The 21,611-nt window shown below is 64.8% G+C and carries 17 protein-coding genes; 12 read left to right on the forward strand and 5 right to left on the reverse strand.

Features of this window, described 5'->3' with window-relative positions; genetic code table 11:
• The first annotated feature begins 69 nt into the window (after window positions 1-69).
• Window positions 70-1,332, forward strand: a complete 1,263-nt coding sequence (msrA, locus tag LT988_RS04980) for a peptide-methionine (S)-S-oxide reductase MsrA (RefSeq protein ID WP_232409123.1) — start codon at window positions 70-72, stop codon at window positions 1,330-1,332.
• Window positions 1,333-1,449: 117 nt separating this feature from the next.
• Here the strand turns inward: msrA and LT988_RS04985 are convergent, their stop codons facing one another.
• The gene (locus LT988_RS04985) at window positions 1,450-2,064 is read right to left on the reverse strand and encodes a cation transporter (RefSeq protein WP_232409124.1); all 615 of its coding nucleotides are present in this window, start codon (window positions 2,062-2,064) and stop codon (window positions 1,450-1,452) included.
• 126 nt (window positions 2,065-2,190) lie between these two features.
• Between LT988_RS04985 and glpQ the strand changes: the two genes are divergently transcribed.
• The 3 genes from glpQ (at window position 2,191) to LT988_RS05000 (ending at window position 4,956) form a co-directional block, all read left to right on the forward strand.
• On the forward strand, window positions 2,191-3,264 hold the full coding sequence (gene glpQ, locus LT988_RS04990; protein ID WP_232409125.1) for a glycerophosphodiester phosphodiesterase: 1,074 nt from the start codon (window positions 2,191-2,193) through the stop codon (window positions 3,262-3,264).
• A 401-nt stretch (window positions 3,265-3,665) separates the two neighbouring features.
• A complete protein-coding gene (locus tag LT988_RS04995) occupies window positions 3,666-4,061 on the forward strand; it encodes a Rieske (2Fe-2S) protein (RefSeq protein ID WP_232409126.1) in 396 nt (131 codons plus the stop codon).
• A 301-nt stretch (window positions 4,062-4,362) separates the two neighbouring features.
• Window positions 4,363-4,956: a hypothetical protein gene (locus LT988_RS05000; RefSeq protein ID WP_232409127.1), complete on the forward strand. Its 594-nt coding sequence runs from the start codon at window positions 4,363-4,365 to the stop codon at window positions 4,954-4,956.
• A 485-nt stretch (window positions 4,957-5,441) separates the two neighbouring features.
• Here LT988_RS05000 and LT988_RS05005 read toward each other — a convergent pair whose 3' ends face one another.
• Together LT988_RS05005 and LT988_RS05015 are read right to left on the reverse strand one after the other, a co-directional pair.
• Window positions 5,442-5,936 (reverse strand): four-helix bundle copper-binding protein, encoded by a 495-nt coding sequence (locus LT988_RS05005; RefSeq protein WP_232409128.1) that lies wholly within the window; start codon window positions 5,934-5,936, stop codon window positions 5,442-5,444.
• Between the two features lie 772 nt (window positions 5,937-6,708).
• Window positions 6,709-6,999, reverse strand: coding sequence for a nitrogen fixation protein NifZ (locus tag LT988_RS05015; RefSeq protein WP_232409129.1), 291 nt, complete (start codon window positions 6,997-6,999; stop codon window positions 6,709-6,711).
• A gap of 248 nt (window positions 7,000-7,247) precedes the next feature.
• On the opposite strand from LT988_RS05015, the gene nifU reads away from it, so the two are divergent.
• Together nifU and LT988_RS05025 are read left to right on the forward strand one after the other, a co-directional pair.
• The gene (nifU, locus tag LT988_RS05020) at window positions 7,248-8,132 is read left to right on the forward strand and encodes a Fe-S cluster assembly protein NifU (protein WP_232409130.1); all 885 of its coding nucleotides are present in this window, start codon (window positions 7,248-7,250) and stop codon (window positions 8,130-8,132) included.
• Window positions 8,133-8,416: 284 nt separating this feature from the next.
• A complete protein-coding gene (locus LT988_RS05025; RefSeq protein ID WP_232409131.1) occupies window positions 8,417-9,304 on the forward strand; it encodes an aminotransferase class V-fold PLP-dependent enzyme in 888 nt (295 codons plus the stop codon).
• A gap of 102 nt (window positions 9,305-9,406) precedes the next feature.
• Here LT988_RS05025 and ltrA read toward each other — a convergent pair whose 3' ends face one another.
• The gene (ltrA, locus tag LT988_RS05030) at window positions 9,407-10,741 is read right to left on the reverse strand and encodes a group II intron reverse transcriptase/maturase (protein WP_232407872.1); all 1,335 of its coding nucleotides are present in this window, start codon (window positions 10,739-10,741) and stop codon (window positions 9,407-9,409) included.
• Window positions 10,742-11,239: 498 nt separating this feature from the next.
• Between ltrA and LT988_RS05035 the strand changes: the two genes are divergently transcribed.
• The 4 genes from LT988_RS05035 (at window position 11,240) to LT988_RS05050 (ending at window position 16,069) form a co-directional block, all read left to right on the forward strand.
• Window positions 11,240-11,629 carry an aminotransferase class V-fold PLP-dependent enzyme gene (locus tag LT988_RS05035; protein ID WP_232409132.1) on the forward strand — a complete coding sequence of 130 codons (390 nt, stop codon included), beginning with the start codon at window positions 11,240-11,242 and terminating at the stop codon, window positions 11,627-11,629.
• 245 nt (window positions 11,630-11,874) lie between these two features.
• Window positions 11,875-13,281: a sensor histidine kinase gene (locus tag LT988_RS05040; RefSeq protein ID WP_232409133.1), complete on the forward strand. Its 1,407-nt coding sequence runs from the start codon at window positions 11,875-11,877 to the stop codon at window positions 13,279-13,281.
• A gap of 93 nt (window positions 13,282-13,374) precedes the next feature.
• A complete protein-coding gene (locus LT988_RS05045) occupies window positions 13,375-14,370 on the forward strand; it encodes an NADH-quinone oxidoreductase subunit B family protein (protein WP_232409134.1) in 996 nt (331 codons plus the stop codon).
• A 253-nt stretch (window positions 14,371-14,623) separates the two neighbouring features.
• The gene (locus LT988_RS05050) at window positions 14,624-16,069 is read left to right on the forward strand and encodes a nickel-dependent hydrogenase large subunit (protein WP_232409135.1); all 1,446 of its coding nucleotides are present in this window, start codon (window positions 14,624-14,626) and stop codon (window positions 16,067-16,069) included.
• A 662-nt stretch (window positions 16,070-16,731) separates the two neighbouring features.
• Here the strand turns inward: LT988_RS05050 and parA are convergent.
• Complete coding sequence (parA, locus tag LT988_RS05055) at window positions 16,732-17,385, reverse strand: ParA family partition ATPase (protein WP_232409136.1); 654 nt, start codon at window positions 17,383-17,385, stop codon at window positions 16,732-16,734.
• 217 nt (window positions 17,386-17,602) lie between these two features.
• Between parA and LT988_RS05060 the strand changes: the two genes are divergently transcribed.
• Window positions 17,603-18,040, forward strand: a complete 438-nt coding sequence (locus LT988_RS05060) for a DUF29 domain-containing protein (RefSeq protein ID WP_232409137.1) — start codon at window positions 17,603-17,605, stop codon at window positions 18,038-18,040.
• Between the two features lie 88 nt (window positions 18,041-18,128).
• Window positions 18,129-21,530 carry a hypothetical protein gene (locus tag LT988_RS05065; protein WP_232409138.1) on the forward strand — a complete coding sequence of 1,134 codons (3,402 nt, stop codon included), beginning with the start codon at window positions 18,129-18,131 and terminating at the stop codon, window positions 21,528-21,530.
• The last annotated feature ends 81 nt before the right edge of the window (window positions 21,531-21,611 follow it).

The raw sequence follows: 21,611 nt of genomic DNA on the forward strand, positions 1-21,611 counted from the left end.
CATCCACGAACGGTGAGACCGTAGACGCGGCTTAAACACCAAACCCGACAATCCACCGAGAGTAAGAACATGAGATCAGCCAAACGAATCCTGCTGTCCGTTATCCTGATCACCCTGCCGTTGACCGCGCTGGCGGGCACGGAGTCGATTGTGCTCGGCATGGGTTGCTTCTGGGGCGCGGAGAAGCGCATGTCAGAGATTCCCGGCGTCGTCGACGTCGAGGCAGGCTATGCAGGCGGCGATGCCGAAACCGTAGGCTACGAGGATGTGCTCAGGACGGAGAAGACAAGCCTGCGCGGCAAAAACGTTCCGCGCAATCATGCGGAGGTCGTCAAGGTGAGCTTCGATCCCGACCGGGTGAGCCTGGAGACCGTCCTGAAGACATTCTGGGAAAGCCACGACCCCACACAGGGCGATCGTCAGGGCAATGACGTGGGCAGCAACTATCGCAGCGCCATCTTCACGGTCAGTGAGGCCCAGGAGGCGGTGGCGCAGAATACCCGCGCAAGCTACCAGCAGGCGCTGACCGAGGCCGGCTACGGCCCCATCACCACGAAGATCGCGCCGCTGCGCCACTATAATCGCGGCGAGGAGTATCACCAGGACTATCTCAAGAAGAATCCAAACGGCTATTGCGGACTCGGCGGCACGGGCGTGGCCTTTCCCGGAGAACCCGCCAAGGCGATGCCTGTCCCCTTGGCCGCGGATCAGCTCCAATTCGATCGGCAGTTGATCCTGTTCGAGGCGCAGGACTGTCCCTTCTGCGAGCGCTTCCGCGCCGAGGTGCTGGACGGCTGGCAGGCCGAGGTTCCCATCGCAGCGACACTCGCCCCTAAGCCGCCCGAGGGCTGGACGCTGGAGAAGACCCTGTTCGCCACGCCGACCATCGTCCTGTTCGAGAAGGGAAAGGAGGTCTCGCGATACACCGGCTACCAGGGTGATCAGGACCGCTTCTGGACATGGCTGGGCTTCCAAGTACTGACGCCGGAGCAACAGCGCATCGCCTTCGAGCAAGGCACCGAGCCGGCGTTCACGGGCTCCCATCTCGACGAGAAGCGCCCGGGCGTGTTCGTCGACCCCATCACCGGCGCACCCCTCTTCCGCAGCGACACGAAGTTCGAGAGCGGCAGCGGGTGGCCGAGCTTCTTCAGCCCGGTCGAGGGCGCGATTACGCTCCATGAGGACAAGACGCACGGCATGCGCCGGGTCGAAGTGCGCAGTGCAAGCTCGGGCATCCACCTGGGCCACGTCTTCGACGACGGCCCACCGCCCACGGGCAAGCGCTACTGCATCAACGGCAACGTCCTGAGCTTTGTCGCAAACGCCGAATAGATCATGGCCGGGATGGATGGATCGGTGGGCAAGTCGCCTGAACTGCCGGGCGCACGTGCGCTCGGAACAAGTTGCGACGACGATTGCGGTCGTCCTGTCCTTGTCTCGGAGATCGCCCTAGGCCGCCGCACGCAGCTCTTCCGTGGCGGAAGAGATGACTCGAAGCGCGGAACGCATCAAGAGCCACACGAGACCGAGGGCGACCAGGATATCGGCCCAGCCCGAACCCGTGAGCCAAACCACGCCCGCGGCGACAAACACGGAGAGATTCGATGCGATGTCGTTTCGCGAGCACTCCCACACGGAACTCATATTCACATCTTCGTGACGATGTCGCCAAAGCAGGTAGAGACACAGCGAGTTCGCGAACAGACCGAGAAGACTGAAGACGCCCATGACCTCGAAGAGAGGAACGCTGGGCACCACCAGTTTGTAAGCGATCTGAGCCGCGACGACGCACGCGGCCAGGAAAATCAGAGCACCTTTGAAGAGGGCAACCTTCGCCTTGACGGCCGCGCCTCTGGAAACGGCGTACAGGCTCAGACCATACGTCAACGCGTCTCCGAGATTATCGAGGCTATCGGCCAGCAGCGCCGTCGAGTTGCCGTAAAACGCGCCCGCCGCGATGACCAGGAACATGACGGCATTGATGCCGAGCACGATGTTCAGCGTTCCGCGCTGCCGTTCGCGAAGTGCGTCGATGGAACACTCGTTGCCGCAACAGTCACTCATAGCGCAAGCCTCTTGACGGACCCCCCAGGGGCGCCGTTGAACCGGAACGAGGTTAGCCGGGACCTTCCGCGACGGTCAAGCCGCCCAGTCGCGTCCCGACACGCACCGCCGACGGAGATCTGCCCGATGCAGCGCCGACTCGTCATTCTCCGCGTCCTTTTACTCTTGCCGTTGGCCACCGCCATGACACCGATGACAGCCGCCACACCCGATGCCGCTCCGGACACGGCCTCAGCCCCGATCATCATCGCCCACCGCGGCGCCTCCGCATACCTGCCCGAGCACACCTTGGAGGCAAAGGCGATGGCTCATGCGATGGGTGCCGACTTTCTGGAACAGGATGTCGTTCTCACCCGCGACGCCCAGGCGATCGTCCTTCACGACCTCTATCTGGAGGACATCACCAATGTCGCTCGGCGCTATCCCGACCGCGCGCGTGCCGACGGGCGCTGGTACGCGATCGATTTCAGCCTGGCCGAGATCCGCGGTCTGCGTCTGCACGAGCGCCTGGACCCGGCCACCGGCCAACCGGTCTTTCCCGAGCGGTTTCCGCCCGATTCCGATCTGTTCCGGATCCACACGCTCGAGGAAGAGCTCAACTTGATTCGCGGCCTGAACCGCTCGACCGGACGGGCCGCGGGGATCTATGTGGAGTTGAAACACCCCGCGTGGCATATCGCCGAGGGCCAGGATCCCATACCGGTCTTGATGCGCGAGCTGGATCGAGCCGGCTATCGCGGCCCGGAGGACCGCGTCTATATCCAGTGCTTCGAACCCGACACGCTCAAGCGTTTAAGGGACGAGATCCGCACGCGGATCCCCTTGATTCAGCTGATCGGCGAGAACGCCTGGTCCCCGGATCTACCGGTCGACTTCGACCGGATGCGCACCCCCGAGGGCCTGGCAGCCGTGGCCGAGTACGCCCGCGGGATCGGCCCCTGGATCGGCCAGATCCATCAGGGCTTAGACGAAGCCGGCGCCCACCGGATCACTCGATTGGTCGCCGACGCCCATGCCGCCGGACTCCTGGTCCATCCCTACACTCTTCGCCGCGACGCGCTCCCCGAGGGCTTCGCCGATTTCGACGCACTCCTGCGGTTCTTCCTCGTGGATCAGGGTGTCGACGGTGTCTTCACCGACCATCCTGATCTCGTCGTTCGATTGACGAGAGGGCTCATCGGTCAGGATCAGCCGGAGTAGACATCGGCGAGGCTCGAGCCCACTCCACTGCATCGACGAAAAGGCCCCGACGCTCGATCGATGTTGGATATTGGGCCTGTTGTTGTCGCGAATGCGACACCCCGCCGTCGCAGCGGGCATTTTCTCTCGTAGTTTGTTGAAACGTCAGCCGGGATGATTGGCCTATTATTTGCCTTCACGTAAAGAAGTACGCCAGGACCATAGATCGATTGCATGGCACCGACCCACAGACCCAAGCCGAGAACACAGACAAACGCAGCCCGCCACTCAATGCGAGAGCGGTCGTCCTCACTGCTTAAGGCGATGGCTGCGAAAACTTCCATGCTCGGTTTGCGGTGCCTGCCGTGACCACGGACAGCGCACCGGCCGCCTATCCGAACGCGAGCTCGGGCTCCTGACGGATGAGCACGACACAAACCCAGCCCGCTTCGGCACTCGACAAACGCAAGCTACTCGTCTGCGCCAGCGCCGACTTGACGGACCGTCAGCATCGCATCATCCCCGTGCTGTTTAAGCACGAGCCGCAGAGCGCCATCGTGTTGCGTCATGGCGGCAAGGTCTACGCCTACTTGAATCAATGCGTGCACATGGTGCGACGTCTGGACTGCATGCACGACGCGGTCTTCGATGCAGCGCACGCGCACCTGCGCTGCTCCATGCACGGTATCGTTTACGACCCAACCACAGGCGAATCCTTGAGTGTGTTGTGCTCGGGCGAGCGACTCGAGCCCTTGCGCTCCATGGAGATCGACGGTCAGATCTATCTCGTGGACAAACGCGTGACGGGTCTGACCTGATCCTGATCCCGGCGATTTTCGATCTCGCCGGCGCCTGCAATGCGCGGCAGGCTGAGACGAGACGGAGGATCGCGTGTGCGCCGAGCTGGGCCTTTGTTCTCGGTCCCGTCGAGCATGAGCACAGCACGATCGATCTTCGCCCGTTCGCCCGATCACGCGGATCGAATCTCCGGGGTCATATCGCCTCCTATCGCGGTGTCGGCGCCGCGTCGACGAGTCGTCAGGTGATTTCCGGGAAAGGATCTACCGGCAGTGCCGAACCAAGAAGCCGGCGGGCGGCCCGAGCTCGGCGCCCTCCCTTTTGAACCGCACCAGATACCGCACCCGTTCGCAACAAATAACGGGGCAGATTTATTTCCTGCGGAAAAAGAGAGAGGAAAAGGGGCTACCATTTAAGGCGGAGAGTCGCGTGTCGCTCGTGAAAATGCTTAGGCGACCGGTCGAGCCATCACCATTCGTTTTTCGGGAGGGACTGATGCGCAGAATTTGGTTAACGACCTTCATCTTGCTGGCGGCGGTTCGGATCGCCGATGCGGCCCAGTGGCCTGTGGAGATCTTCGAGCGCATGGACGACAAGCGAATCGTCGTCTTTCTCTCCGATGACGACATCGAAACCGACCCGGCCTGGAGTCCTATCGAGGGGGGACCGCCGCTCACCCTTGCCGCGGTGATCCAAGAGCTGAATACATGGATCAAGGACAACGCCGACCTTGCGGGTTTCGACATTCATGAAATCAAGTTAAAGGGCATCCCACATCATGAGGTCGACCGTCATTGGTACTATCTCGTTCAGCTGCACAAATTAGTCGATGGCCGCCCGGAGCGGCGCTATGCCGCGGTCCTGATGAACGGCAAACTCGTCCCGGCGATACGCGAACCCGCGTCAGTGAAATGAAGAAACGGGTTGCGGCGGGAGCACATCGGCCATTTTCAGCGGCCTCGATAACTGCAAAGAGAAAGTCGGCCTAGGGACCGGAGGCGAAGGCCGATCGGCGCGCCATTTCGAATGGATCCGCCGAGGAGCGTCACTCATGACCGGAGCGACGAGATCCACCTCGGCCTTCGGGAGAAAGCCATCAGGCTCGGGCTCGCGCAGCTGCCCGCGGCCCTTAAAAATGCGACCGCGACGCGAGATCACAGCACTCGAACTGGCTCCCACCAGTTGGGGTGGCGCGATGCACGCGCTATCTCGATACTTCGTACGCGTTTGGCGTGCACACGAGGGTGTGTGCTGTCTTCTTAATGCCCCTATGAAGATACGTCACGTTGCGTTGCAGCTTGGCGGCGCCAAAGACGCGACGCACCGAGTGCTCATCGCACCTTCGCCACGATGCGTTGGCGGCACAATCTCCCTGTGCGCCGCGATTAGTACGTTCTGCTTCAGGCGCTCAGAGTCTTGATCGCAGAGATGACTCGCGCGCAGGCTTCTGCGCAGTCCTTGCACTCGATGTGCTTGTCCTCGTGCACCCGGCATTCCTTCTCGCAGTCTTCGCAGGCCTGCATACAAACCGCTGACAGCGCCTTCACATAGGGTGAGTTTGCCGCGAGCTGGTACGAGAAGGCCTTGCAAATGGGCAGCATCTCGTTGACTTTCTTCGCGCAATCGGCGAGCGTCGTGTCGCCCTCCTGAAACGCGACCAGGCAATGCGCCGAGCATTGTTGGGCCGCGACGACGCACTCGTTGACTGCTCGGAGTACGTCGGGGCTCTTCGGGGCATGATCTTCATGGCGGTGGCCGGGCGTATCGCCTGCGATGCCGACGCCAGAGGCGAGAGCGAGGCCTGCGGCGCCGGCACCGATCAGTAGCGAGCGGCGACTGGTCCCACGAGTTGGATCACATGAAGCCTCGTTCTTGACACGTTCGTAGTCGCTCATGAGTTGGGAATCTCCTATCGGTGTGGTTGTTAATCGATCCGCCGCCTCCGGTCGCGCAGAAGAACCGCCGCCAGTACAGGAAACATAAACAAGTTGATTCCCGAAACGCCGGGCCGCGCATCGTTTGTTTGGCGACTGTCAACGCCGCTTTCAAGGGAGTGGCGACCTGGATCCCAGCCTCCCGAGCCGGGAAATTGTACGCAGCGTGAATACCTTGCGGCCCGCCCGTGGGCCGACGGCAATTCGATAGGTGATCGAGTTACCGATCAGTCGGTCCATCGGCCCGGCCTCCGGGCCATCTCCGATCAGACAGCGATTCTACGTGTCCCGCTCCAGCAGCCCCTCGCGTTGCAGAAAGCGCCCGACCCGTTCGGCGGTGGTCTGCGTCAGTTCGCCCAGCTCGGCGGTGGTCGGGGCGTTCATCGGGCGAAACCGGTGCAGCCTTCAATCGGCCCCTCGGAGAGTCGCGTGTCCCTCGTGATACCTCGCGGGGGCATCCTGCTGCCGCGAGGACTCGGTCCTTGGCGACGGCCTTTGGCCTGGGTTCGCCCTGCGGTCGCGGTCGCGCCCGATCCCCGTTGGTCCGCCGGGCACGACCGCGACCCCAAATGGCTTGACGGTGTGGGATGCGCTCTGCATGTTGCCTGCGCGGCTTAGGGACTCCTGCCCCTTCGCCACTGCGGCAACACGCTCGCGCCCACGCCTACCCGGGACTACGCGCCTTCGCGTCGCTCTCCATGGCGCGCAGCGGCGGTGACGCGGGGCGTGCGGCCTAAACGCCCTCTCCAGGTGCGCGATGCAACAGGGTGCTGAGCTCCTCTGGCCAACACCCCGCAGGCGGCCCGAGCTCGGCGCCATCCCCTTCGAACCGCACCAGGTACAGCTCCCGTTCGGGGTCCTCTTCGAGGTGTCCGATGTTGAGGATGACGCCGCGGGTCCCGGCGGCTGCGATCAAGGCATCTTCGGCGAGATCCGGGATGCCGCCGTCGTTGTAGATGTCCGAGGCGGCGTAGACCAAATCGCCGGGACCTAAATGACCGAGCTCCAATTCACTGAGATCCATCAAAGACTCCTGTTGTTGAGATGTGTTGTGGGATTCGCGACCCGACACAGGCGGGCTGTCGTTCGAGAGCCGACATCGACGGGTCAGGGACAGGTCTCGAATCTTTATAAACCAATGAGATACATGAAACAGACGGCGTGGCACACGGTTTGCTGCATGGCTCGGCAAGACAGACGCAAAACTCAAGCCACGGCCTGAGCATCCGTCCCGACTCACTCGCTCATCGCAACGCCAACCGGAGACACGCAATGTGGGATTACTCGGAAAAGGTTCAGGAGCACTTCTTCAATCCCCGCAATGCGGGCGCGGTCGCGGATGCCAATGCGACGGGTGACGTGGGCTCCCTGTCCTGCGGGGATGCGCTGCGCCTGACCCTCAAGGTCGATCCGGAGAGCGAGGTGATCCTCGATGCCGGCTTCCAGACCTTCGGCTGCGGCTCGGCCATCGCCTCGAGCTCCGCGCTGACCGAGATCATCAAAGGTATGACGCTCAACGAGGCGCTCGAGGTCACGAATCAGGACATCGCCGACTATCTCGACGGACTACCCGCCGAAAAGATGCACTGCTCGGTGATGGGTCGCGAGGCGCTGCAGGCGGCGATCGCCAACTATCGCGGCGAGGAATGGAAGGACGACCACGAGGAAGGCGCCCTGGTGTGCAAGTGTTTCGCGGTCGATGCGGTTCTGATTGAAAACACCGTCCGGTCCAACGGTCTCTCCACCGTCGAAGAGGTCGCGAACTACACCAAGGCGGGTGGCGGCTGCTCGGCCTGCCACGAGGGCGTCGAGGCCATCCTGAGCCGCGTCCTCGCCGAGCAGGGTAAGGCGTTCGACCCTTACGCCAAGGCACCCGAGGCGGCAGCGACAGGCGGCGGACGCAAGCTCGGCAATCTGGAACGGATCCGCCGCATCGAGCGCTCCATCGAGGCGATCCGCCCGAACCTGCAGCGCGACCACGGCGACGTGGAGCTGATCGACATCGACGGCAAAAACGTCTACGTCAACATGACAGGCGCCTGCGTGGGCTGCCAGATGGCATCGACCACGCTCGATGGGATCCAGCAGCGCATCGTCGAGGACCTCGGCGAGTTCGTGCGGGTGCTGCCGTCGAAGGCGATGCGCAAGAGCGCGTAAGAGCCGCCAGCCGCCAGCCGCCAGCGAAAGGAAAGTCAATGACGGAATACCGTGCGGCCGGGCTTGCTCATCGCAGCGGTCGGTAGGGTGGACGAGCCAAAGCGAAGTCCACCAAGCCCTGCGCATGCGTCGGTGGACTGCGCTGCGCTCGTCCACCCGACGGCTCCGATCAGCAAGTGGCCGAGTTGATGAGCGTCCCGCCTACGGCGCGAGAGCGCACCAGAATGCCGGAGGCAGACAGCCGCACTCCAATACCACCGAAGGTTTCACGAGGCCATCAATCCATGACGACTCCACCCGACACCCAAGGCATCTATCTCGACAACAACGCCACCACCATGGTCGCGCCCGAGGTGGTCGAGGCCATGTTGCCCTTCTTCACGGAGCAGTTCGGCAACGCCTCCTCGATCCATGCCTACGGCAACCGGGTCGGTCATGCCATCAAGCAGGCGCGGCAGCAGGTGCAGGCTTTGCTCGGGGCCGCGCAGGACTCCGAAATCGTCTTCACCTCCTGCGGGACCGAGTCGGATTCCACCGCGATCCTCTCCGCCCTCACGGCGCAGCCGGAGCGTAAGGAGATCATCACCACGGTCGTGGAGCATCCGGCGATCCTCGCGCTCTGTCAGCACCTGGAGACCGAGGGCTACAAGGTCCATTACCTCCCGGTCGACGGCAAGGGTCGGCTCGATATCCAGCAGTACATGGATCTGCTTTCCGATCGCGTCGCGATCGTCTCGGTGATGTGGGCAAACAACGAATCCGGCACACTCTTCCCGGTGCAGGAGATGGCGGAGCTGGCGAAATCGGCCGGCGTGCTCTTTCATACGGATGCGGTACAGGCCGTCGGAAAGCTTCCCATCGATCTGAAGGACACCGCGATCGACATGCTCTCGCTCTCCGGACACAAGCTGCATGCGCCCAAGGGCATCGGTGTCCTCTATCTGAGGCGCAACACGCGCTTTCGTCCCTTGCTGCGCGGCGGGCATCAGGAACGCGGCCGGCGTGCCGGCACCGAGAATAGCGCATCCATCGTCGGGCTCGGCAAGGCGTGCGAGATGGCGATGGTGCACATAGACGAGGAGAAGACCAGAGTCCGGGCCATGCGCGATCGGCTCGAGCAAGGCATCCTCGCGGCGGAGAGTAAGCCGGGTCCTCACCGTCGGTTAGGCTGATGTTTGTGTTCTCTGTTTGCCGCCTGGTTTCCCGGCGGTGCCACATGATCTCGGCCATACGACGGTTTGTTCCCGGCTCCTCGCAGAACCGGACTTGGAGTGTTACACCATCCGGCTCCCAGCTTGAGTCTTCCACCAAGGAACGGGGTAGAGGTCGTGAATGATCCGCGCCGTCGGGAGCATGGGCTTGATGACCGCGTAGAAGCGCTTCCAGGTCAACGAGCGACGTTGGCTGCGCCGGTTGAGCCATTTGAACAACAGGCCCGTTGCGGCGTAAAGGTAACCCGATACGCCCCGGCTATTGCCGCTCACACCGTAATACTGGATGTGTCCGCGCAGATGCCGGATCAGGTACGCCACCATCGCCCGCCCGCCTCGCGCCCGCAACCCCCGCAGACGCTCGCTCAGGAGCTTGAGCTTCTTGCCGACCCGCTTGCCGTCGCTCTTACGCCCGACAACAAAGCGCCCCCGCCGGCTCTTCCCGACACAGTGAGTGAAGCCGAGGAAGCTGAAGGTACGCGGTCCGGGCGTCTCCGCCCGCGTCCGACCCAGCTGGTCGCTGCCGAAACGCAGCAGCGCCGTTTTGCTCGGCTCGACCTCCAGGTCGAACTGCGCCAGCCGTGCGGTCATCTCGGTGAGAAAGGCCCGTGCATCGCCTTCGTGCTCGAAGCAGGCCACATAGTCGTCGGCATAGCGAATCAGGTACGCCCGTCCCGTGCAGGTCCCCGCAAAGCGTTTCTCGAACCAAAGGTCGAGGACGTAGTGCAGGTAGATATTGCTCAGCACGGGCGAGACCAGACCCCCTTGTGGGGCGCCCTCTTCACTGGCCGTGAACGCGCCGTCCTCCATGATGCCGGCCTTCAGGAACCGCCGCACGATCCGCAACAGATTGGGATCGCCGATGCGGTGCTCCAGGAAGTCCATGAGGTGGGAGTGTGACAGATGATCAAAGAAGCCTTTGATGTCCGCCTCCACCACCCACTGCGTGCGCCCGTTGGTGATGACCTCGGCCACCCGGCGCAGCGCATCGTGCGCGCTGCGACCCGGCCGAAACCCGAACGAGCAGTCCCGAAACTCCGGCTCCCAAATGGCCTGAAGGATGCGGCCGAGGCGATCTTGGACCAGGCGGTCCTCGAAGCTCGGCACCCCCAACGGCCGATAACGGCCGTCCCCTTTCGGGATGTAGGTGCGCCGCACCGGCAACGGCCGGTACCCCAGACGGCGAATCCGTGCCGACAGATCCTCCAGACGCGCGTCCAGACCCACTGCATAGTCGTCCTTCCTAACCCCGTCGACTCCGGGCGCCTTGCGTCCGTCCTGGCGCTCGAAGCTTTCGCGCAACCCCTCCGGGTCAAACAACATGCCCATCAGGGACGTGAACCGCGTGTGCGGTTCCGCGCGCGCCATCAGTGTGAAACGCTCAAGCTTGCTGGTCACGGTCAGAGTCCTCTCGGTGTAGGGCCGTGTTTCACTCTTGCGTTGTCTCAAACCGCCACCCCTTCGCTCCGCCCGCATTACCGGGTATCAACGCTACTATAGGTGGCTCCGACTTCCGCGCATCGCTGCCCGCGTCCTCGCTTTTGACACTTGTTCGCGGGTGCCCGCCTCCGACGGACCGATACACGGATCTCCCTGGTTACCGCGTGCTCTCGATGTCAGGCTCGATACGGCCTCGGACCCGGGGAGTACCCGTGCCACTCGCCATGACGCGACACGGACTGTTGCCTGCCGGAGGGACAAACCCGTCGGCACTCCCGACCAAATGTTTCGGGGCTCAACACCTTCAAGGTCGGCTCCACCCGTTACCTTTGCACCTCGCCTGCTGTCGTGCCTACGCATCGACGCGGCTGTTACCAGCCGCGCCGCAAGGCTCGATACCGGGCTCGTGGCTAGCGATTACCCAGGCGGGAGTTCCACCCGCTAGAACACGCGGCCTTGCCAGGCCGCACTGTCCCCAATTGCTTCGTGACGGGCGACCCGACCAACCGCCTGCCCAACACCAGCAACATCGCCTTTGAATACATCGAGGGCGAGGCGATCCTCCTGCTGCTGAACAAACTCGGCATCGCCGCCTCGAGCGGCTCCGCCTGCACCTCCGGTTCGCTCGAGCCCTCCCACGTGATGCGCGCGATGGGGATCCCTTTTACCGCCGCCCACGGCACCACACGCTTCTCCCTCTCGCGCTACAACCGCATGGAGGAGATCGACCGAGTCATCGAAGCCGTGCCGCCGATCGTCGCCAAGCTGCGCAAGCTCTCGCCCTATTGGTCCGACACGGGTCCTGTATCCGATCCGGCCGCCGCTTTCGCACCGGCCTACGCCTGACCGAAACGCCCCGTCGGACCCGTCCGGCGGCGCGCCGATCACCAACCTTTTTCGGCTCGGCGGGCTCGCAAGTCGCACGTCCGTGTGCGACCAAGCCGATACCGATCCGCTGAGGCCGAGGATCCACCCGTGGCGTCGGCCCCAGCTGCCAGGTCTGCGCCGTCCGGCAACCCTTGCCGTTTCCGTGAAATCCGCCGCGCGAAATCGCCTATGCTTGTCCTCGACCTCGCAGCGGACAGCACGACATGACGCGCGCCTCCACCCAAGCCGATCCCCGCCCCGCCGACCCGCGTCCCGCGGGCATCGCACAGCACGGCGATTGCCCCGAGCCGACGGCAGAGGCGACCTGGATCCATGTCATCCGAAAGATGGACGAGACCTACGCGGATCTGATCCGGCATCAGAGCGAGCTCGAAGAGAAGAACAGCGCCCTGGAGGATGCCCAGCAGTTCATCGCGAGCGTGCTGGCCTCCATGACGGATGTCCTGATCGTGTGCGACGTCCAGGGGCGCATCCAACAGGTCAACCGCGCATTGGAAACGTTGACGGGTTGGAGCGAGGCCGATCTGCGCGGGCGACCCTTCCTGGCCCTGCTCGCCGAGCACTGCCTGCCCATGGCCAGCAGCTTCGCGCAACAGATCCGCGCCGAGGCCATCCACGACTGCGAGCTTGCACTCAAGGGCGTGGACGAGGAGGTCCCGCTCGCGGTGAACTGCACCTCGCGGTACGACCACCGCGGACGTCTGGTCGGCATGGTCCTGATCGGTCGTCCGGTCGGCGAGCTCCGCCGTGCCTATCGCGACCTGGCCCAGGCACACGACGACCTCAAGCGCGCCCAGGGTCGCCTGGTGAACGCCGAGAAGATGGCTTCGCTTGGCCGGCTCGTCGCCGGCGTAGCGCATGAGCTGAACAACCCCATCAGCTTCGTCTATGGAAACGTGCATGCCCTCTCGCGCTATCGCGAGCGGCTGCTGCGCTATTGCGCGGCGGTCGACGCCTCCGGACCCTCCACCGAGCTGCAGGCGCTCAAGGCGGAGCTGCGCATCGAGCGGCTTCTGGCGGATCTCGATCCGCTGATCAAAGGCACGCTCGAAGGCGCCGAGCGCGTCCGCGACCTGGTGCAGGATCTGCGCTGCTTCTCATCCGGCCAGCAGGGCGAATCCACCCGCTTCGATCTTGTCCACCTGGTCCGTACGGCGGTGCATTGGGTGACCAAAGGCGAACGCAGGGAGATCGAGACGACGCTCGACCTCCCCGACACGGTGACGATCCAGGGACATCCGGGACAGATCCATCAGGTCCTCATGAACCTGGTCCAAAACGCACTCGACGCGATGCGGGACAACACGCAGCCACCGCGACTGTCGATCACCGCCGGACAGGAGGAGACGACCGCCTGGCTCAGCGTCCGGGACAACGGCCCCGGCATCGACGAGCAGGACCTGAGCCGCATCTTCGACCCCTTTTTCACGACCAAACCGGTCGGCCAGGGAACCGGACTGGGACTGTCGATCAGCTACAGCATCGTCGCCGACCATCGGGGCAACCTGACCGCCGAAAACCACCCGGATGGCGGCGCCGAATTCCGCCTGGAGCTGCCGCTGAGTCGCGACGCGATGCCCGAAACAGGGCCCAACCAAGATGCCCCTTAATATCACTGAACCGCGTCACCGCGGAGGCATCCCGAGTCCGCTGCGCGACGCAATCCCCGACGGCTTCATGCGCGACACCGGACGCGGTTCACAATGAACCTGTTATGGCTCCAGTCCGGCGGGTGCGGCGGCTGCACGCTCTCGCTGCTCGGCGCCGAGGCACCGGGCCTGTTCGAGACACTCGGCGGCGCCGGGATCCGTGTCCTCTGGCACCCCTCGCTGAGCGAGGCGAGCGGCGGCGAGGTGCTCGATCTGCTCGCCCGCGTCGAAACGGGCGAGGTGGCGTTGGACCTGCTCTGCATCGAAGGCGCGCTCCTGCGCGGACCGAACGGCACAGGCGCCTTTCACCGGTTTGCCGGCACCCGCACACCCATGATCGACTGGGTGAGGCGTCTGGCGGCCCGAGCGCACTACTGCCTCGCGATCGGCACCTGCGCCGCGTTCGGCGGGGTCACCGCCGGCGGCTCCAATCCCACGGATGCCTGCGGACTCCAGTTCGAGGGGACATACCGCGGCGGTCTGCTCGGCACCGACTATCGCTCCGGGGCCGGCTTGCCGGTGATCAATGTCGCCGGCTGTCCGACCCATCCCGACTGGGTCACCGAGACCCTCATGGCGATCGCCTTGGAGGGACTCACGACCCAAGACCTGGATGCCTACGCCCGCCCCCGGATGTACGCCGACCAATTGGTCCATCACGGCTGCCCACGCAACGAATTCTACGAATACAAGGCGAGCGCCCGCACACCGTCGGATCTCGGCTGTCTCATGGAGCATCTGGGCTGCCTCGGCACCCAGGCCCACGCCGACTGCAACACTCGACTCTGGAACGGCTCGGGCTCCTGCACGCGCGGCGGCTATGCCTGCATCAACTGCACCTCGCCCGAGTTCGAGGAACCGGGCCATGCCTTTGCGGAAACTCCCAGCCTCGCCGGCATCCCGATCGGCCTGCCGACCGACATGCCCAAGGCCTGGTTCGTTGCGCTCTCCTCGCTGGCGAAGGCCGCAACACCGGAGCGACTGCGCAAGAACGCCGTGTCGGACCATGTCGCGGTACCGCCGACGATTCGGCCGACAAAGTTGCGGTGATCCGAAAAGCCTCCGGCACCCAGCCGCCAGCCGCCGACTTTTCCGACGTAAGACATCTTCGCAACGTTGATCCGCCTCGACACTCGTCCGCAAGGGAAACCAGCATGACGATCGAAACAGACTCTTTCCCTTTGCAGTCGTGTGGCTCCCATGACCCGCACCAGCCAACCGGCCCATGGTCGGACACTCGGGGCTCGAGCCCGTGGGCTGGAGGCCGGCGGCGAGAGGCTGGACGCCCGCGGTACTCCCCCGAATGAGCACACTCACCTTGGGCCCGTTCAACCGCGTCGAGGGCGACCTGGAGGTTCAGCTCGAGGTCACCGACGGACGCGTGCGCAAGGCCCGCGTCAACTCGCCCCTTTATCGCGGCTTCGAGCAGATCCTCCAAGGCAAGGACCCGCGCGATACCCTGGTGATCACGCCGCGGATCTGCGGGATCTGCTCGGTCTCTCAGTCGGTGGCCGCGGCCTATGCGCTGGCGGACGCGGCCGGGGTCGCCATGCCGCCGAACGGCGAACTGGCCACCAACCTCATCCTCGCCTGCGAGAACCTGGCCGACCATCTGACCCATTTTTATCTGTTTTTCATGCCGGACTTCGCACGTCCGGTCTATGCCGACCGGCCTTGGTATGCGGACACCGAGATGCGCTTCCGGGCCCTAAGTGGCTCGGCAGCGGGAGTGGTCCTGCCGGCGCGCGCGCACTTCATGCATCTGATGGGCCTGCTCGCCGGCAAGTGGCCGCACAGCCTGAGTCTGCAACCGGGCGGAACCGCCAAGCCGGTGCAGGCGCAGGAGCGCATCCGATTGCTCGCCATCCTCGGTGCCTTCAGACGTTTTCTGGAGCGCGAGACCTTCGGCGATCCCTTGGAGACCCTCGTCGCGCTGGACAGTGCTAGCGCCCTCGACGCCTGGGCTGCACGCGACCCGGGCCGAGGCGACCTGCGCCGCTTCCTGCAGATCGCGGATGACCTCGGCTTGGCCCGTCTGGGACGCGCGACCGATCGCTTCATGAGCTACAGCGCTTACCCGAGCGGGGGCGACCGTCTTTTCCGAACCGGTCTTTGGGCCGACACGGGTCCGCAGCCTTTGGACATCGCGTCGATCGCCGAAGACCCGAGCCACAGCTGGATGGTCGGAGGCGACCCTTTGCATCCCGCCGACGGCGTGACCATCCCCGATGCGGAGAAGGCGAACGCCTACAGCTGGTGCAAGGCCCCGCGACTCGCGGGCGGGGTGATCGAGGTCGGCGCGCTGGCCCGTCAGCTCATCGACGGCCATCCCCTGATTCGCGACCTGGTGTCTGAATCCGGCGGGAATGTGCGGAATCGCGTCATCGCGAGACTACTCGAGCTTGCGCGTGTCCTGATGGCGATGGAGGACTGGGTCAAGGCAATCGCGCCGGGCGAGCCCTTCTGCGAGCAGACAGCAATCCCGGACGAGGCAATCGGCGTAGGACTGGTCGAGGCCGCCCGCGGCAGCCTGGGCCACTGGCTCACGATCCGCCGAGGTCGCGTCCTGAACTACCAGATCATCGCCCCTACCACCTGGAACTTCTCCCCGCGCGATGCCGCCGGCGTCCCGGGCGCCTTGGAGCAAGCCCTCGTCGGGGCTGAGGTGCGGCCGGGCGAGACCACACCGGTCGCCGTGCAACACATCGTGCGCTCGTTCGACCCCTGCATGGTCTGCACGGTCCACTGAACCGGGTCTGCCACTGAACCGCGTCCGGCGGTTGCCCTATCGGTCAGCGTTGCGCCGAGCCTCGCCCCCATCCGATCACGACGGAGAGACGCGGTTCAGGATGCTTTTTGCTTTTCGTGAACCGGTCACCCACCACCGGCAATCATCGCGACGCGCCAACACCCCGGGATCGACGACTTGCAGTCGTCTTCTTCGGCTGCCCTGACAGACGGCGAGGTCGAGCCCAAAGCGAGGATCCCGAGAACCGCTCCGCCCCCAAGAAAGGGGTCAAAAGGTTCAACACCAAGTCAAACAGCGCGGCGAGAGAATACCCTTGCTACGTGAGTCGTTGTCGTAATCGACGACAACGACGATCGGATTCGGTGCTCGATTTGTTTCTGACGCGTCGATCGGAAAGCCCCGCCTTTCAATCCGGCCAAACCCTTCGACGACTTTGGTAGGCCTCGGCCGGTGATGCATCGGCAGCCCCGGAAGTCGGCCGCTTGCGCGCAACGGGCCGCGCGGCGGCGCCCGCCGAGGTCGGCTTTGCGCGCCTCGCCGGGGCCGCTGCCGTCTCACCCGCAGGCGCTTGCGCGCCCGCCGGCCCGGCATCACCCGGCTGGCCCGCGTCGCTTTTGGCCTTGCGGATGGAATCCACCAAGCGGCGCTCGGTGCGGGCGGTGTTACGCGTGGTTTTGGTCGGGGTCGTCATGGTCGAAGATCTCCGCGATCAGGTCGTTGATCTCGGCCGCCGCGGCGGCACCGCGACGACCTGCTTGGAAGACGCTGCGCCCCTCGAGCACGCAGAGACGATGGATGGAGCGGCGCTGCAGGGAGGTTCGGGCGACCGGCAGGTCCAGCTCGGCGACGGCCTCGGGCATCAGGCGCGAGAGGGTCGTGCGCGGCTCCATCTGGCTCATCACGATCAAGGCCCGCAGTCGCGGGTTCTCGGGGCGCAATTTTTCGATGACGCGGGCGAGATGACTGGTTGCCCAGAGGTCCATCGGCGAAGGCTGGAGCGGGATCAGCGCATGGTCGGCGAGGCGCAGTGCGTGCTCGGTCTGCGGTGCCTTGATGGACGGAGGACAATCGATGACGACATGGTCGTGGACATCGCGCAGGGCCTGAACCGTCTTCTCGAGCCCGAAGGCGGCGGCCACCACGGCAGGCAGCGCGGCGTTCTCGTCCCCGGTCAGGCGCCATTGATAGGCGGACTGCTGAGGATCGGCGTCGACGATGACGACCGATCCCCGCCGCGCCAGTCCCGCGGCGAGATTCAAGGACAAGGTGGTCTTGCCCGTGCCGCCTTTGTTGCCGACGACGGCGACGATGCTCATCGGCCGGCCTCGTGTCGGAGGTTCTGTGCTGTACAGGGGACAAGCGGCACGGGTTTCGTCAAGGTCTCGACCTCGGCCATCGGCGGACATTGGAGCTGGGCCAAGGCTAGGCGGTGTGATCGAGCGGCGTCAAGCGCGCGACGCACTCCAAGGGCCGTTCAACTGCCGGTTCTTAGGTTAAACTCGGGGCTTGTCTCGCTCTGCCGATGATCCGCCCATGTCGACGCCACTCTACGAAAAGGACTTCTACCAATGGCTGGAGTACACCACCGACCTCGTGCGCGAGGGTCGTTTCGAAGAGATCGATCGCGAGCTGCTGATCGACGAGCTCGAGAGCATGGGTAAACGAGACAAGCGCGAGCTCGCGAACCGACTCATCATTCTCATGGCCCGCCTGCTGAAATGGCAGCATCAACCCGAGGCCCGAAGCTCCGGGTGGATCGGATCGATCGCCGAGCAGCGCGTCCAGATCGCCGGGCAGCTCGAAGACAGCCCGTCGCTGAGAGGCATGCTCCCGGACGCAGCCGAAAAGGCCTATCCGAAGGCCATCGCGCTAGCCGTTCGAGAAACCGGTCTGCCGCCCGATCGCTTCCCTGCCGATTGCCCGTTCTCGCTTTCGCAGTTGCTCGACGAGACCTTCTTCCCTGAGTCCTGATCGTTTGCCCTCATCGCAGAAACAACACGCTGCCTCGCCCCGACCCGCCCGACGCCGGGTTCTGCTCGTCGCGGCGCTCCTCCTCGGGTTGACCGCGGCGCTAGCGCTCTCGGTCCATCCCCTTCTGAATAGCCGTTGGCTTCAGGATCGCCTGACCGAATACAGCGGCCTGAGCATCGCTTGGGACTCGGCGCGTTTTTACCCGAGCGGTCAACTCCGGCTTCGGGACTTGCGCATCGCGCGCGACGACCCGGACTGGCCCCTCGCCCTCGCCCTGCATGAGGCGTCCGTGCAACTTGAGCTGCGCGCGCTCCTGCACCGAGAGCTTCGGATCTCGAGGCTCGATGCCGAGAATTTGCGCTCTCTGCGCTTCGGCGCCTATCGGCTGGAGGGCGACGGCGGCCTGACGCTCGAAGGTGCCGGGTTGCGCCGTGATCACATCGACGTCGACAGCCTGCGTTTCGACCTTTACAAGGCGAGCGTGCTGCGCGAGGACGCGGTCTTGTCGCGCGATCTGACAATCGATGCACATCTGCACCTCGCGCCGCTCACCCTCGCCGAAAACCCGGGCGCACAGATCCTGCGCTTCATCTCGGGCGATCTGAATCTCTCGGCGAAGGCCGATGCCTGGGACCTCTTCAACGATTATCTGCGAGAGATCCCCTGGTTAAGCCTGTCCGGATATGGCGACCTCACGGCCGCGCTGTCGATAGACCGGGGCCACCTCAAACCCGGCAGCCAGCTTCGGCTCGACTCGCCCGCGCTCGGCGTGACGCTCCGGGCCGGCGCTGACATCGGCGCGGATGCCGGTGGCGCATCGCGGCCGATCGGAGGCAACACCCTCTACCGACTCGACGGTGCCGGCCGCGTCGAGATTCAGGTGATCTCCGATGAGCTGAGCCAAACCGAGACCATCCTCGGGATCGACCTCACCGACGTTGAGATGCGCGACCAAGGCGATGACGCGCGCTTCCTCGACAGCCGACAATTTCGCCTGGAATCTCGACTCGCCGGGGCCGACCTCCTCCAAACCCCGGACCTGCCGGAACAAACCGAGCTCAGATGGACATCGGCCGTCGTCCCGGATGTCGCGGTCTTCTCGCGTTATCTTCCGCCGGGTGGCCCGGTGGCCCTGCGCGGCGGACTGGCCGGACTGGATGCCGTCCTGACCTGGGAGGACGACCGACTGCATGGTGTGCTCGATCTGCATGGCGACAATGTCCGACTCTCCCTGCTGGAGACCGACGTCGAGGGCAAGCTTCAGCTCGACCTGCGCATCAACGGCATGAACCCGACCGATCAGACGCTGGACCTCTCGGGTACCCGGCTGACCCTCGAGGCGCTCGCCGACCCGCAACCACGGCAATCGGCCCCCTTGATCACCCGATTCACGCTCGACGAGGCCAAGTTCCGGCTCACCCGCCCGATCGTCGAGTTGCGCGCCATGGATCGGCGCCCCGATCCCATCCCCATCGACGGGCGAGTCCTGATCTCGGGCGAGGTCAACCACCTCGGCTTCTTCGACGCCTTCCTAGGTCGGACGCTGGGGGGCCGCGGCATCCAACTCGACGGCAGCGGCACCCTGGTCGCCGAGCTGAACATCGTCGACGGCACGCCGGCGAAAGGGAGCGGTCTCACGGTCGATGCCGGCGCGCTGAGCGCCCGTCTCCTGGACTTCGAGATCGGCGGCGCCGGGGCACTCGATGCCCGGTGGCAAGAGGGCGACGCAGGCGAAACGCTCACGCTGGGGACCCACTTCACCGAGGCCAGTCTGCGGCACCGCGAGGAGTCCCGACCGCTGCTCGAGTCGGCCGCCATCGCACTGGACATCGAAATACCCGCGCCGTCCGCACAAGCCTTGGCCGACATCTCGGCCGATGCTGCACGCGTGACCTTGCGCTGGGACGGCGCCCGGATGCCGGATATCGGCGTCATCAACCGCTATCTCCCGGATCAGGCGCCCTTTCGATTCCGCGGCGGCAGCGCACTGAGCGAGGGCGAGATCCGGCTCGGCGAACAGCGCGCCGGCGGCAAACTTGCGCTCACGGGCGAGGGCATCCGGGGCGAGCTGTTCGAGACCCCGGTGGAAGGCCGGATCGGTCTCGATCTGGCACTGCAAGACGTCGGCCTCGACGGCACGACGCTGGACCTCTCCGGCACCCGCCTGGAGCTGCAAGCCGGCGGAGACCCCCGAAACGAACGACTGAGCAGCGTACTGACGTTCGAGGAGGCCCGTTTCACCGATTGGCTGGATGCCGAACGCAAGCCCAACCCGGCCATGCAAGGCAGGATCCTGCTCGACGGGCAGGTGACCCAGCTCGGTTTCCTGGACAACTTCCTACCGAAGTCACACGGCGTGCGGATCCGCGGCGAGGGACGGCTGGCGGCCGATCTGAGGCTCCGCCTCCAGACGCTCGCGCCCGGCAGCCAGGTGCGCATCGACGCCGATCCGCTCCAGGTCGACTTCCTCGACTATCGCGCGCACGGCAAGGGTCGGCTGAGCTTGAAGACCGAGGGCGAGGCCCGTGACCCGGGCGCCGAGCTGGATCTGACGCTGGCACGCGTGTCGCTGGGACGACAGGACGGCTCGGCAGACTACATCGAAGGCGAAGACTTCAGCCTCAACAGCCGCACGCCCCACCTGAAAGCCGCGACCGGAGCCGATCGCATCAACGACGTCCGCACCCGGATCGCCCTTCCCAAGGCTCAGCTCAAGGATCTGTCCGTCTACAACCGCTACCTGCCCCAGGACGCCGGGCTCGAGCTCCTGTCCGGCAGCGCGGACCTGACGATGCTCTTCAACCTCGACGGACAACAGGCCGACGGCGAGATCAGCCTGAGCAGCACCGATACACGCCTGCGGTTGGACGAGCAACGCCTCGGCGGCAATCTCAGGCTGGAGGCACGCCTGCGCAAGGGCGACATCGCGACCATGACCTTCGACGCCTCCGGCTCCGGCATTCGCCTCGACGGGGTCACGCTCAGCGCACCCGACGGCAGCGAGACCGCCGATTGGTGGGCACAATTGCAGCTCGACGAGGCCCGCCTGGTCTGGGCCGAGCCGCTCCGACTCGAATCCCGTCTGGAGCTCGGCATGCGCGACACCGGCCCGCTGGCCCGGCTCTTCATCGCCCAAGCGCGTGAGCGCGACTGGCTCGGCCGGCTCCTCACCGTGCCCGACGTCGAGGGCTCGGCCAGGATCGAGCTCCGCGACGAGAGCATCCACATCTGGAACGCCCGGCTCAGCGCCGGCAAGCTCGTCTTGTTCGCCGATCTGCTGATGCGCGACAAACTCCTCAACGGCGAGCTCTCGGCGGTGGTCCAGCCCTTCAGCGTCTCGGTCAGCCTCACCGACAGCCAACCGAGGCTGCATCTCTTCCGTTCACCCGGCCTGCCGGACGCGGACATCGAGAACCCTCCCGCAAATCGGCAGACGATACCGGCGTCCCAATGGCCCGCGTATCTCGAGGGGTTGGTCGGCCCGGACTAGCCCCGTGCGTACGTGCCTCGGTCATTGACAAAGCCTCGGGCGGGGGGCTAGCGTCGGGCCGCCGCTGTCGCTGCAGGAGGT

The organism is Thiocapsa bogorovii (assembly GCF_021228795.1).
In the GTDB taxonomy this organism is placed as follows: Bacteria; Pseudomonadota; Gammaproteobacteria; order Chromatiales; family Chromatiaceae; genus Thiocapsa; species Thiocapsa bogorovii.